The following is a 14,754-nucleotide window of genomic DNA, read 5'->3' on the forward strand; positions in this document are numbered from 1 at the left end:
TCTCTACATCTATATATAGTTACATTCGTCATCCACTATAGCATAGTGACATCCTTTTGCAACATAGAAAACTTGGCATTCCAAGCTGAAAACAAACGGTTTTTGCAACCTTTTCACAGTGCAATTCGTACTGTTAGTTATGTTAGGATACCCGTACGTAGCATGCGATGTCAAGGAATGGAAAAATACACGTCGCCAGGACTTCTGTATGACATTTCCATAATGAGTTAAAGTTTACAACCTTGTTTATTATTGATAAAATAAAAGAGTCTAAACAAATAACTTGGGGAAGCATTCTTTTGCCAATTGACAAGCTCAATTGGCTCTTTTTTCTAATTAGGACAAAATGAAAAAGCATGAGCCTGGGATTATTCCGACTCATACCAAGTTCGAGTTACAAGGATGGTCAACCCTTTGATTGAACCATGTCTTTTTTTTTACAAAATAATACATAAAACTCGACATTGAAAAACCATTAAGTAAAAGCGCAGACCTAACGGAGAAAAGTCGTTAAGTCTGCGCTTTCTCTTCACAATCAGATATCAACGCTTTAAGCTAGTTAATAAATATCAGGTACTCAACTCATATCTGGGTTCTAAAAACTGCTAACAAATCAATATTCTTTTCCAGCAGCTACTTCTTGCTCATTAATATTTAACAGCCCAAGCAATATTTTTTCCTTTTCGGATCCTGCGTTCTGAACACCTGCCGATTTTTGCTTTTGGACAACTACCAAGAGAGTTTGAAACAGGATCTTCAAGTCAAAAACAAAGGAATAGTTATGAATATACATTAAGTCATAACGAAGTTTATCTTCGACAGTTGTACTATATTTCCCCATTACCTGTGCCAAACCTGTGATACCAGGTTTTACTGCTAAACGATATCCATACTCCGGAATCGACTTTTTAAATTGATCTATAAAATGCTCTCTCTCAGGACGAGGTCCTACCAGACTCATGTCCCCCTTTATGACATTGAACAATTGAGGTAACTCATCTAGGCGAGTTGTCCTAATAAAGTGTCCGATTTTAGTAATCCTTGAATCTCCTTGTGTCGCAAGAACTGGGCCTGTGTACGCCTCAGCATTATTAACCATACTGCGAAATTTCAAAACTTGATAACGTCTCCCACCAAGCCCTATTCTCTCTTGTTTAAAAATCGCTGAACCTGGTGAAGTTAACGGAATTATCACATATAAAGCAATCATTACCGGGCTTGCTAATACAAGCATTATGAATGATAAACACAAATCCATCATCCGTTTTGTTGTTCTTTGCATTGTAGAGAGCTGCGAGGGCTTAATCGATAGGACTGGCATGTCATCAATTTGTTGCGCTTCAGCACTCAGCATAAATAATTCATAGGTTTCAGGTACCAATAGAATTTCTTTATTTTGCTGTATCGTATGATGAATAATGTTAACTTTTTCATCTTTGGGTATATTTGGACTGAGAATTACTACCTCTGCCTGTGTAAGTGAAAGTAAGAATTTTGGTTGATCATGGTAGGGAACAAACTCTTTTACTGTAAACCATCCCTTATTGTGGTCGAGAACCTTGTTTGCGATCAATAGACCATCGTTTACATCCTGACCTACAATAAGCACTTTTTTCTTCCCAAACGTTAAGCGTTGAGCGTACCAAACCGCTGTATGAATGATTCCAATCAAAATTAGATTAAGAACTCCTGACAATAGAATGACACTCCGCGGAAACGCAAACTCACGATACCAAAAAGAGACAGCCATTGTAAAAACCATCATTAACCCGACAGAAATACATACTGAGTATATGAGTTGATGGTAACTCTTCCTTGCCCAATTAGAATACAACTCAAAAAAGTAGAATAGAATAATGGAAACAATAGAGAGCCAAAGTGCTGTTTGCTGATATGCTACCAAGTTTTCTTCGTGTAAATTGTTTTGAAACCGTATAAAGAAAGCCATGATAAAGCCTGCATGTATAGCAAGAGTGTCCAATAATATTATTAAGGCGAGATAGGTTTTCTTGTTATACATATATTTCCCTCTTCTCGGTTTCGATGAAGTTTTGATAATAGTGGATGGTTCTTTCCAATCCCTCCGCTAATGTGACTCTAGGCGTCCACTCCAGCCCATTTAGAGCAGAGCCATTATCTAAACTACTATGCTTGATATCTCCATAACGTTCACTCACATGTGCAGGAACAATGTCACTTCCAGCAACCTTTCTCATAGTGTCATACAATTCAAGAAGGGTTGTACTTGTATTTGTACTAATATTAAATGTTTGTTTGCTTCCTAAACTTAATGCGGCCAAATTTGCATCAGCTACATCCCCAACATAAATGAAATCACGTGTATTTTTACCGTCCCCAAAAATAGTTGGTGTTTGATTTGTAATAATTTTATCTGCAAAAATAGAAATTACCCCCCCCTCTCCTTTGGGGTCTTGCCGCTCGCCATAAACATTGGAATAACGCAAAATGGTATAATCCAGCCCGTAAAGTGAAGAATATACCTTAATATAAGATTCCGGAACTAGTTTAGAAATACCGTAAAACGATATTGGAGTTGTGGGATGACTTTCACTTATTGGAAGTTCTAAAGGAGTACCATAAACAGCGGCTGAGGATGCGTAAACAATTTTTCTCACGTGATACTTTGCACACGCCTGAAGTAGATTGATTGTACCCTTTATATTCACATCCGCATCAAACATAGGGTCTTTCAATGATAGCTGCACATCAATTTGAGCAGCGTGGTGTATGACAACTTCCGGCATACAGGTTGCAAAAATAGAATTGATTTCTTCAGAGGTAATATCAGCCTTGTACACTTTTACATTTGAAGGTACATGAGATAACTTCCCTGAAACCAAATTATCAAGTACAAAAACTTCGTGACCACTCTTTACCAATACTCCCACAATATGAGAACCTATAAATCCTGCACCACCTGTTATTAGGACTCTCATCATCTCTACTCTCCTTCACATAATCATCTCTCTGATATAGCAGTTTTATATACTTGCATCGTTTTATCTACCATTTGAGGGACAGTAAAATACTTTTCATATCTTTCTCTTCCGTTACTCCCCAAGTCATTTCGTAATTCAAACGAATCAATCAGTTTATGTAATTTTTGTTGCAGTTTAACCGAATCTCCTCTAGGTATTAAGTACCCTGTGACTCCTTCAATTACAGACTCACTTACACCTCCGACATCTGATGCAATAACAGGCAACCCTGCTCTCATAGCCTCCAAAATGCTTAGCGGAAATCCTTCATAATTTGAAATCAGAACAAATATTTGTGCCTGAGCCAATATTGTAGCAACATCATGTCGGGCGCCCCAAAATCGTACTCGATCAGTGAGATTCAAATTTCGAACTACTTCCTCTGCTTTTGACTTCAAAGGTCCGTCTCCTATTAAATCAACGGTCCAATTCAAATGACGAAGAAATGCTAGGTTTTCGAGAAGTGTAATCTGATCTTTTGGGGATTCAAACCTAGCCACCATAATGATTTTGGGACATTCTGTTTTCTGGTTTGCCATCAAAGCTATATCAGAATCAGGAACTCCATTATAAACAGTGACTAGTTTATCAGTAGAAGCAACTTTGTTTTTTATGGCAATATTTTTATCGTATTCTGACACCGTAATTATTTTTTGGGCTAATGGCGCAGTGACTCTTTCGACGAGAGTGTATATCCGACGCTGTAGAGGTGGTACACCATCAGTAAAAGCCCATCCATGAGCAGTAAATACAGTAGGTATTGACATAATTTTACCAGCAAAACGCCCCAATAATCCGGCTTTAGATGAATGGGTAGCCAGCAAATCAGGCTGTATTGCTTTTAGTGCTCTAACAATTTCAATGAGAGCAACTCCATCATAATATGGATGTATAGAGCGTTTCAAATTAGGAAGGATTTGATATCTAATTTGATTCTTGCTGAGAAGGTCAATAAATGGTCCATCCCCGCCGACTAATACGGTTACATCATGACCTATCTCAAGTAGGGATTTCGATTGATCCAGCACATGGATTTGTGCACCACCAATTGAATCTGCTCGAGTTATTAGCTGCGCTATCTTCAATCCTGCCCCTCCTCATACCTTTTTCGCTTTTGACGAAAGCACATTACTCGCACTTATATACTTAACTTTTTGTTTTAAATTTTTGATTATAGAGCTTAACATACTCTAAAGCACTGCTTTTGATATCGAACTGCAATGACCGAGCAGTTCCCTTACTTGATAATTGTTGGCGATAATCCTCATCATTCAGAACAATTTTCAGCTTATTTGCTAGCTCTTCATAATGTCCTGGTTCAAACAATATTCCAGCGTTTTCAACAAGTTCCTGAAGTCCAGAAACCTTGCTAGCAATGACAGGAGTTCCCCCCGCCATTGCTTCAAGTGACGCAATACCAAACCCCTCCCAAATTGAGGGTTGCACATAAACATCTGCCAACTTTATTAACTCTGGAACATTATTTCTTCTTCCCAAAAAGTGTACTCTATGTTTTATATTGAGATCATCAGCAAGTTGTTTCATCTCTTCCAGTAATACTCCGTCACCAACTAATAGTAAATGGGCCTCCTCAACCAAAGCAACTGCCTTGAGCAGAGTTTGATGATCCTTTTCCGGCTGAAATCGACCAATGCTTAGGATGAGTGGAGCGTCAACTCCAATGATATCAATCTTGCTTTCTTTTGCTTTGGCACTTGAGAACTTAGTTACATCGATTCCGTTATTTATTACTATTACTTTATCGGAAAGATTAGGAAGCCACTCTACTAAACTATGTTTCGTTCCATCACTAATACACACGATAGAATCCATCCTGTTATACATCCATCTGTCAATTGGACGAAACCAAGAAACTCTTCTACGGTTATGGGTGCTATGTTCAGTGGTAATAATCGTTCGCTTACATCTGGAGATCATCATGGAGATAGCCATCCATAATTGTGATGGAAACAAGTGTACATGGATAATATCGTAATTCTTAATAAGCTTGATAAGTGACGCTACATGTAAAGGATTATATATACTTTTTTGATCCAAATAATGAATCTTGATTCCGTTGTTCAATAACTCTTCTTCCAATTTCGAATCTAGCTTTTGTAATATCGCAACGTCTACTATTATTCCAAGCTCTCGAAACTGGCTGATCAAATCTTTTAAAAGGACCTCTGCCCCACCATAATCTAGACTATTTATTAATTGAAGTATTTTCACTTTGCCCTCACTTTCTTAGCAAAGACAAACATTTTTTTGCATAGAGCACTTGGCATATAGGAAAAGAATAAAAGCAAGCAATACAAAACAGAGGTAGAGACTACCCCTTTTTCTCGTGCTGCTCTTAACCTGTCAACAGCGTTTTGCTTAGACCCAGCTAATTTCCAGTAAACGATGGACCCAAGCCATTTATCTCTAAGTTTAGAACGAGAAAACAGTAATAATTCTTTTTCAAATAACTCAATAGTTTTGTCCTGTAATTGAGCGTATTCCAAAGCTCTTCTTGCCTGTGCCTCAAACGAGGTTAATCTTATAGGGGCATCGGAATGTACCTTTGCTACACGTTTCGCCCAAGTAGGGATACCGTTATTTTTAGCAATCTGCCACCAAAGGAGATGCTCGCCTCCTATTTTTGTATGGGGGTAAGCATATTTCAACTCCAGAAACTTTTTCACTTGAACTACAGGTACAAAATCCCCTTGAATCTTATCTTCTAAATAGTCTTGTATGGAAAAACAATGAAAATCGCTTTGAATCGTTCCATTTGAATGGGCAAAATTAAGTACAGGATATTCTTCCAGAGACTCAAAATTCTTCATTGTCTCCCAAATTAGTGATAGACTACCTGGCAATAGTGTATCATCGTCATCAAATAGAATTGCCCAACTTTTTGTCGCTTTCTTCAATCCTCTGTTTCTTGCCGGGCCAGGTCCCAGATTTTCCTCCTGTTTCATATACGTAACCATTGGATACAGTTCATTTACAACTTGTTGAGTGTTATCTGATGAATGATCGTCAACAACAATAATTTCGAGCTCTGCCTCATTCTGTTGTTGAAGAACTGAATCGATGGCTCTTCCAATTAAATGAGCTCTATTATAAGTAGTAATGATGATAGAGAAACTGGGCTTATCCATGAACAGGGACCTCTTTTCTTTTTGTACATCCCCAGTATATAGCAGAAGCAATAATGAACAAAATCCATTCTGACCATTCTGTGCTTAGCGGATGGAATAGTGCACTAAATGACATATAGAGAAGGATAAAAATTGAATTGTAATATAAAGAACGCTCTTTCACGTTTATTGAACTTTGAATATATCGCATCACAGTAGGTAATTTGATAATCCAGCCAAAATATAATCCTATAAGAGCAAGTAACCCTAAGATACCAAGGTCAGCCCAAGTTTGCAGATAGGCATTGTGAACGACAATGGGACCTGTTTCTGTTTGATATTTTGTAGTCCCAATACCTTGTCCCACCCAAGGATGGCTCACAATTTCATCTAGTGCTGTTATGATCATTTGAAAACGAATCGGGTCACTTGAAGCAATTCCGGCTAAGATTCCATTCGTACTCATGTTAGCGAATACAGATCCAGTTCGATCGTTGCTCTGTTTAAGTTCATCTGAAGTGGGAACTTCAACTGGAGCAGTGCTGACCTCTTCTTGCTTTACAGAATTTGAAGTAGGTTTTTGTTTAGCTAATTCTGCTTCTTTTGCAGACTCGATTTTGGCTATCTCTATAGCACGCTTGGTTTCAATAGATAAGGTGATTTTGTCAACCGATACCTTGGCTACGCTTAATACGAGTGCAAGCACTAGGACTGATACGACAATGCTGGAAAACCTAGGCCTAGAAATGTTTTTAACATACTCAATAAGCAATATAACGAACAAATAAATCGTCCCCAGTATCAGGGAAATTTCCGAGGTACGCGACCCATCAAAGTAAACAATGAATACAGAGCTGATTAAAAGCATGATATTGCTTATAGAAAGAGCAGTCCTGTTAAATAACTGAAAAGCAGCATACACGTAAACAACTACCCCTACTTTACTTAGAGAACCAGGGTAATTCAAAAAGGTTCCCCATCTTCCATCTAACGTCATAATAGAGGCCAGTTGAGTAAAGGACAAAACACCCAATACTAATAGAATAAAATTCATATATGCTGAAATGATAAATCCTTTAAAAGCAAGCTGTGCTAGTTCAGATCTCACCAAAAAAAAGAGATAACACCCTATCAAAATCGCAGCAATTTTCCCAGCTTGAAAGAAATCATACAAGTAGTTATGACTATAAAAACTACTGATGAGGATTGAACTAATCAAAAGAATTGCAGGAACAAGTAAATACATAACAAATTTGTTGTTACCGATTTTTTTATCATTCAACAAAAAAACGGGGAGAAGAAACAATAAAGAAACAACCCAATGCACCTTACTAAAGAGCGTAATTTTTAGATCAGCTGACATTATTGAAACAACCCATATCAATAGGAAACCTTCTGTTACGATGCCATTGTCACGAATGTAGTTCAATTGCGTTTTCATGTCCTATCTCCTGTTTTTATGTAGTAATATGATTTAAGAAAAAGGTAAAAAAACCATACTAGATTCGGCAGCAAAATAAGACAAATCATAATCCCTGATAGACTCTCCTTGTTCAAGGAATAGAACACACAGAGTAAAATTGTCAGCAGCTTGAAAACAAAATCAGGTAGTATTCGTTTTATTATATACCTTTTTATTTCCATCATAATAATGTAATCGGCAACTAATGCATAGATCAACATACTAACCATCCACGCCCACCCAATTGAATTAAAACCGGTATGTTGGAGCATGAAAAAGTAACTTATAAAAAGAATACCAAGAGCAAGAAACGATAGTTTAAGCGTCTTCAAATAGTTTCCGCCTGCCTGCAGATATTCGTAGCTGAGATTGGCATGAGCGTTCAGTATTACACCGATTAACAATAACGCGAATAATTCGTTTACATCTGATTCAGGAAAATTAAATATCCCAAGTATATAAGGAGCAAGCATAGTCCCGAAAAAACCCACCAAACAGTAGAAAGCCCAGCTTAAATTCAAATATTGAGGGATCTGGTTTAACGTCCTCAGATTCTCTGTAGGTTTATGTAGTATTTTAGCGAACATAGGAAAAGTAACTAATCCTAACACATTGGAAACTAACCAAACTTTACTTACTAAATCAAAAATCGACCTGTACAATCCTAGTTTTTCCACTCCGAAATTCTTCCCTACTAAGATTGAACCTATTGAGATGATCGTAATCTGTAATGCCTGGGACCCTGAAAGCGCCGCCGACTCAGATACCAAACTTTTAAACTTTAAAACATGGAAGACCGGCTTCCAATAACTTTTTGGTAACCCGCCCATAAGCTTATAAGCGACAACAAAATCAATTGCTTTTCTTGACACTAAAAGACCGATAACATATACGGGATTTTCAAATAATAGTATCCCTACGAACATTAATGCATATCTATATAAACCCGATAAAAAAGTAAACTTCGAGTAATGATTAAACCTTTCATTAGAAATGCAATTTGCTTGTAACAATGATGTAGGGATCCCTAAAATATACTCTAGTACCGAAAGAACAGCAATCCATGTAATAACATATTGTAACTCTTCCCCATACGAAAACCACTTCGTCAATAAATGACTAAGCGCAGGAAGAAGTATGAGAAGAAGTAAAATAACAATCGTATACAAACCTACTACGACCTGAAAGTGTTCTCTTCTTTTCGTCTCATCTTTCTCCGATGCTAATAGTCGAGTTAAGTTCTTAGATATTCCCAATTCTGCTAAACTCATATAAGAAACAACCGTAATATAGATTGAATATAATCCGTATGCAGTAAGTCCCATATTATTAATAAACACAGGAATAAAGATAATTCCTAATATGCCATTAATAATATTGACTACATAGACAGAAGCTAAGTTTTTTAAAAATTTCATGACAACCTCATTGGTTCGATTTTGTCTTTCGCAAAACTCGTCTTTTAAAAAGGGGTCTCGGTCGATATAAATCGACCAGAGACCTTTCTTCTTGCCTATCGATGAATGACAACTTATTTACTAACCAGTGGTCTCAGTAAAATCACACGCTTTGGAAACTCATTTGATTTCTCCAGCATGATTTTTGTAAGGCGTCCTGCCTCAGAGTATTGGCCTAACGCTTCAGTTGCCACCACTCGCACTGCATAGGCTGTCTCGAGAATATCGTATGGATTGTCATCCGTAATCATATACAAGTGTTCAATTGCTTTTTTATACTCCCCTACTATTAAGTAGCATTGGCTTATGAAGAGTTGTGTTGATTTCTGTAATTCAAGTGGCCGTTTATCAGGAATACTTTGGTCAATAAACGGGTCAACTGTCTTACGATATTGCTTATAGTCTTCAAGTGCTTTTGTTGCCCAACGTTGAGCATCCTGATTCTTTTGGTTTTGTTTCAAGTAAATCGCCAATTGTGCTTCCAGTTGGATGACACTATCATACGCATTAATATTGAACCTATCTATCAGCAACGATTTTCGCAAACTTGCATCGGCCTTTTCTATTTCACCTAATAAAGCATATACTTTACCAGCCAGTAAGAAATTAGTTGAGTTATTTGGCTCAAGCTCTTCTGCTTTTTGCAAGTGTTTCTCGACTTGTTTCACATTATTTTCTCGATTTTGCAGATTAGTTTCACTTGCATATACTTCAGCCAATTTGATGTGATAATCGCTTTTATATGGGTTAGCACTTATCGCATTTTCATACTTCTGTTCTGCTTCTGCAAGAGATGTATTTTGTGATAATGAACGTACTTGTTTGTCTGCGTAATAGAACCTAATAGAAAAGAATACACTTCCCGCCACTAACAAGATACAACAAATATGAGCAAGTCTCATAATATGTATCTTTTTGTTTCCTGCGAGCACCTTCGATTCTAAACTTTTAAAAGCATCCTCTGGGACTGCCATGATAAAAAGCCAGAATATAATAAACCAAACTGAACCGAATGAAAAATCAAAGTCAATGAAAGCGTGTATGAACAAGATTGACAATGATGTTAGGGAAGCTGTAATGAGTACAAATTTATCGTTATCCTGAGTAGATTGTCTGCTTCGAAATGCCAAGAAAAATAACATTGCAAAGAAGCCCACAAAAATCAGCAAACCTACCCAACCATAACTAATGACAACTTCTAAGTAGCCACTATGCACCTCATTACTAATGTATGGAACTGTTTGATACTTGGGATAAAGTATCTTCCACGAATCGCCTCCAAAACCGAATAAAGCAGACTCCTTACTTATACGCAATGCATCTTCATAGAAACTTGTTCTTCCCAATACACTACTTGTTTCCATGTTGGTATTGGAAATCGTAACTTGAATACTTTCTGGTAGGTTTTGATATAACAAGCCTTTGTTTTGCAAATCAAGTCCGCCAGCAATTCCAAGGGCAATAACAATTACTGGCAATATCCACTGCCTATAGAAGCTCTTCTCTTTTGTCCTCTTAAAAATAGCAAGTAGAACAATGCGAGAAATTAGTAGTATCCCCACTAAAAGAACAGTTGCTATTATGAATACATTCATCACTGAAGTGCCTGCCCCAGAGCTCAACTGATTTTTCATTTGATTATATACGAGCAAGGAGGCAACTATAGACACGATAGAGTAAACAAAATAATTGATTTGATTTTTACCCCTTAGTAAGCACAGCCCTACTAGCCATGCTACTGGGAAGAAAAGCATAACTCCTCGAGAATCCGCGAAAAAAAAGGAAACACCGAAAGCAAGTATAGGTAATCCATAAAAAATAGAGTATAGGTAAGAGCCATTCTTCTTCGAAAGCATAATCATGGAAAATAACCAGAAAGCTGAGATAACAGCAGCAAACGTATTTGGGTACTGAAAAGTTCCAGATAACCTGTTCCCTAAAAAAATGTCCTGGTACTCCACCCAACCACCTAAACCAAAGATTGCAAAAAAGGCAATCCATATACCTGTTATTTGAAAAACAACCGGTAACATTCTCTCCAATTTTCGAGATTTATCAGATTGCTTTATGTAAACTAATAGAATGAAAAATGCTGAATAAGTAAACCACTTGATCATGTTATCTAAAGAACCTGATAACGTTTCAGTACCAAAAAAGGAAAAGATCTGAGAAAGCGGGATTACAAACACCAGTAAATAAGGTGACAATTGGATTTCTGGTTGTTTCCATACAACAACGATATTCATCATGAATAATGTACATAAGATGAATTGAACCAAATACATATCATTATCAAAAAATAAACCCCGTAGGTACGGAGTGTAGATAAAAAGTAAAGAAATAACAATTAGGCTAATTAGGTTTATTACTCGTCCCATTGTAACCTCCGGACTGATAAAGTCATGAAACTACTTGCCTTTTTCCAATTCAGCAACTATTTGTTTAACAGTCTCTTTAAAAGGCACACCTTCAGGCGCTAGTTTTAAATAAGCGTTAAAATGTTCTAAAGCTTTTGCCTTATCCCCTAGGTTATTATAACTTAATCCCAAAAAACGATTGGCTTCAAAATACGCTGGATCTTGTGCTAACGGGGCTAATAATGCTATGGAATCTTTGAATTGCTGTTGAACATAGAGAAGCTGTGCTTTTTTAAATTGTAAATCCTTGAAATCTGGTTGTTTACTCAACCCGTCATTCACAGTTTGTAGAGCTTGGTCAAAATTTTGAGTGGCCATTTGAATAGCTGCACTATTATTATAAGCCTCGATCAATTCAGGTGACTTTTTAATCGCGTTTTGATAGTTAACTAGAGCATTTTGAAAGTCCTTCTTTTTACGCATGATGTTCCCAATATAATATTCATATTGTCCACTTGCTGGATCTTGAGCGATGCATTCTTGGAATACATTTAGTGCCTCATCCAGTTTCTCTTGGTTATACAAACTTACTCCCTGCTCAAATTTTTTTGCAACTTCGCTCGATCCCGTTCCCTTTTGTCCACTTTGAGACGATGGCGCAGTATTAGATGCTCCTCCATCTGGAGCAACTTTGTCATTATCACTACATGCTGAACTAATTATCATTGAAGTAACCAGCAATAAAGAGTATATCGTTCTTTTTATATACATGAACTTTTCCTCCACTTACAAAACTATGTATAAATTGTAACAGACTTATTTATTCTATCATAATTCTCACCTAAATAATATGTAAATACAATGTAGCTATAATGAATCTACAGCGTGGCTTTCTTGACAAAGAAAAAAGGCCCGATTACTCGGGCCTTTTACTTCCTGTTATTACTTGCTTACAGGAACTACTACATCGCCTTTCAGAGCGTTCTTGATTGCAGAAGCATCTGTTGCGTTAGTTGTAGGAAGAACTTTGATTTGGATGTCTTTGTTCAAGTCATCCGGTGTGAAGTAAGTTTCACGAGTTACAGTGTAAGTTGTACCGGAACCAGTTACGGACAGAGTTCCAGCAGCTTTCACGCCACCAATCAACAGTTCGAAATCATTGTTGTCTGTCAGGGATGCAGCATCCATGCTTTCGCTGAAAGTGATGGAGAGAGTATCTACACCAGCAACAGCTGCAGTTTTAATTGTAGGTGCTACATTTTCAGTGAACGGTTGGATGAATGTTACAGCATCCATTACGTTACCTGCAGCATCTGCAACATTCTTCACTTGGAAGGAGTAGTTTGCAGTTGCTTTGATTGCCTCTGGTTTCAGAGTCAATTTCACAGTCTTCTTGTCGCCAACGAATACAGCTTTCTCAAATACTGTGTCGTTGTCAACAGTGTAGTTAGCAACGTTCAGAGCAGTTGCATCTGTTACTTCCTTGTTGAAAGAAACTGTGATTTCGTTTGGAGTACCAGCTTCTTGACGTTTCACACCGTCAGCGCCGTTGTTAGGGTTGTTATCGCTATCTACTACTTTTGGCTTGCTGGAGCTAGTAGTAGGGTTGTAAGTGAAGCTCAGGGAACCAGAAACGTTTTTCAGGCCACCCAAGTCTTCAACTACACCAGCACCAAGAGTTACAGTGTAAGCTCCGGATTTCGCAGGTGCTGGAAGTGTAATGCTCAACATGTTGGACTTGCCATCGCCATCTGGATCGTAGAGGTTGGACGCACCAAATGCAGCAACAGCGTACTCAACGTTTTCAGAAACAACTTTACCGCCAGTGATAGCGTAAGCTGGAGCTGAACCAGATTTTTTGATTTCTTCATCGAAAGTAACAACGATGCTGTCAGTACCATTCACTGTTTGTACAGTAGTGCCAGTTACTTTTGGAGCAGTAGTATCTGCGGTGAAGTTAACCAGTTTGCTGAAAGCAGTCTCTTGTTTGTTCAGAGAAGCATCAACAAAGTTGTTTACAGCTACAGTGTGCAGACCTTGAGACAAACCTGCAGCCAGCTTAACTGTCAGTTCAGTACCTGCTTCATTCATAGTCAGTTCAGCTACATCTGATCCAACTACCAGAGGGAAAGCAGTTTGACCGTCGATGGATACTGTACCATAACGACCTTGGTTCTTAGCATCTTTTACTACTTTCTCATTGAAAGTAACTTTGAACGTATTCAGACCAGTTGCTGTGATTGCAGTAGCAAGAGGTTTAGTGATATCGCTAGAAGTTTTCACTACAGTGAAAGTCTTCGTACCAGCTGCGTTGCCGGAAGCATCAACTGCACCATATACTTTTACAGTATATGTTTTGCTAGGAGTAGCATTAGTCAGGTCGAGAGTGATAGTTTTGCCGCCATCTGCAATAGCATTGCCGTTAACTACAACAGGACCAAGACCATCAGCAGTTACATCCGCACCAGTTTCATCGTAAATGCGGATAGAAGAACCAGCCAGTGCAACCATTGGCTCAGAGAAGCTTACTTTAGCAGTGTTGATGTCCTCATAAGTTACAGCGCCCAGAGTAGGTGCAGTAGTATCTGTGAAAGAAATTGCTTGGTTAAATGCAGCTGCCAATGGTTTTTGGTCTACACCAATCACGCCAGATACAGACATCAGATAAGTACTGTTATTAGCAAGCTTGTTAGCAAACGGCAAAGTGATCAATACTGTTTTCTTGTCAGCTTGCAGTTCATATTTGGTAGCATTTCCACCTTGAATAGCTGCGCCATTCAGCTTGTAGTTATCTGCGTTTTGTGCGGAATCAAGGCGAACTTCTTTGTTAAATTTAACTTGCAATGTAAGAGCGTCAACTGCACTTACAGAATCAACTTTCAGGTCGCCTGTAGGAGTTGGGTCAACTTTAGATTTTGCATCTTCTGTACCGTTAGTAGTACCGTTGAGAGTTACTACATCATACAGGTCGATGAAATCTTCTTTTACCAATTTTTCTTCATAAGCTTTTGCGCGACCTTCATCAAGAATCTCTTGAAGGAAAGCACCGCGGCCTTGGTTGTCAACTTGTACAACCGCGTTCGGACCAGCAAGGCGAACATTTTCCAAGTAAGATTTTCTAGCTTCTTTGGTCATGTTCAATACTACATCAGTAGAATAGTATTTTTTGACGTTTCCGCCCATGTAAATACCAGCTTTAGGTGCTGCAAAAGCGGAAGCCGCCATGCTAGCTACTACTGCAGTCGAGAGAACTGAAAGGACTACTTTTTTATTCACGTACTACCCCTCCGTAAGTTTGATAGGAAGTTCTATTTTTATAGGGCATTTAGAACATAGAGGGGATATCCCCCC

Annotated in this window: 10 protein-coding genes; all 10 read right to left on the reverse strand. The window is 38.0% G+C overall.

Annotation, left to right across the window (positions count from 1 at the left end; all coding sequences use genetic code 11):
- Positions 1 to 613 precede the first annotated feature (613 nt).
- The 10 genes from HP570_RS14755 to HP570_RS14800 all read right to left on the reverse strand — a co-directional run bounded on the left by HP570_RS14755 (position 614) and on the right by HP570_RS14800 (position 14,679).
- The gene (locus HP570_RS14755) at positions 614 to 2,020 is read right to left on the reverse strand and encodes a sugar transferase (protein ID WP_173626216.1); all 1,407 of its coding nucleotides are present in this window, start codon (positions 2,018 to 2,020) and stop codon (positions 614 to 616) included.
- Positions 2,013 to 2,960: an NAD-dependent epimerase/dehydratase family protein gene (locus HP570_RS14760; RefSeq protein ID WP_309139199.1), complete on the reverse strand. Its 948-nt coding sequence runs from the start codon at positions 2,958 to 2,960 to the stop codon at positions 2,013 to 2,015. The genes HP570_RS14755 and HP570_RS14760 overlap by 8 nt, the downstream gene beginning before the upstream one ends.
- 20 nt (positions 2,961 to 2,980) lie before the next feature.
- Positions 2,981 to 4,084 carry a glycosyltransferase family 4 protein gene (locus HP570_RS14765; protein ID WP_173626217.1) on the reverse strand — a complete coding sequence of 368 codons (1,104 nt, stop codon included), beginning with the start codon at positions 4,082 to 4,084 and terminating at the stop codon, positions 2,981 to 2,983.
- Positions 4,085 to 4,145: 61 nt separating this feature from the next.
- Positions 4,146 to 5,231 (reverse strand): glycosyltransferase, encoded by a 1,086-nt coding sequence (locus HP570_RS14770; protein WP_173626218.1) that lies wholly within the window; start codon positions 5,229 to 5,231, stop codon positions 4,146 to 4,148.
- Complete coding sequence (locus tag HP570_RS14775; RefSeq protein ID WP_173626219.1) at positions 5,228 to 6,148, reverse strand: glycosyltransferase family 2 protein; 921 nt, start codon at positions 6,146 to 6,148, stop codon at positions 5,228 to 5,230. The genes HP570_RS14770 and HP570_RS14775 overlap by 4 nt, the downstream gene beginning before the upstream one ends.
- Positions 6,141 to 7,568 carry an O-antigen ligase family protein gene (locus HP570_RS14780; RefSeq protein ID WP_173626220.1) on the reverse strand — a complete coding sequence of 476 codons (1,428 nt, stop codon included), beginning with the start codon at positions 7,566 to 7,568 and terminating at the stop codon, positions 6,141 to 6,143. The genes HP570_RS14775 and HP570_RS14780 overlap by 8 nt, the downstream gene beginning before the upstream one ends.
- Positions 7,565 to 9,007 carry a lipopolysaccharide biosynthesis protein gene (locus tag HP570_RS14785; protein ID WP_173626221.1) on the reverse strand — a complete coding sequence of 481 codons (1,443 nt, stop codon included), beginning with the start codon at positions 9,005 to 9,007 and terminating at the stop codon, positions 7,565 to 7,567. Before HP570_RS14785 ends, HP570_RS14780 begins: the two co-directional genes overlap by 4 nt.
- A 113-nt stretch (positions 9,008 to 9,120) precedes the next feature.
- Positions 9,121 to 11,424 (reverse strand): O-antigen ligase family protein, encoded by a 2,304-nt coding sequence (locus HP570_RS14790; protein ID WP_173626222.1) that lies wholly within the window; start codon positions 11,422 to 11,424, stop codon positions 9,121 to 9,123.
- 30 nt (positions 11,425 to 11,454) lie between these two features.
- Positions 11,455 to 12,174, reverse strand: a complete 720-nt coding sequence (locus tag HP570_RS14795; RefSeq protein ID WP_173626223.1) for a tetratricopeptide repeat protein — start codon at positions 12,172 to 12,174, stop codon at positions 11,455 to 11,457.
- Positions 12,175 to 12,345: 171 nt separating this feature from the next.
- Entirely contained in the window at positions 12,346 to 14,679 is a 2,334-nt protein-coding gene (locus tag HP570_RS14800) for an Ig-like domain-containing domain (RefSeq protein WP_173626224.1), read from the reverse strand.
- Positions 14,680 to 14,754: the final 75 nt, after the last annotated feature.

The sequence above is a fragment of the Brevibacillus sp. RS1.1 genome (assembly GCF_013284365.1).
In the GTDB taxonomy this organism is placed as follows: domain Bacteria; phylum Bacillota; class Bacilli; order Brevibacillales; family Brevibacillaceae; genus Brevibacillus; species Brevibacillus brevis_D.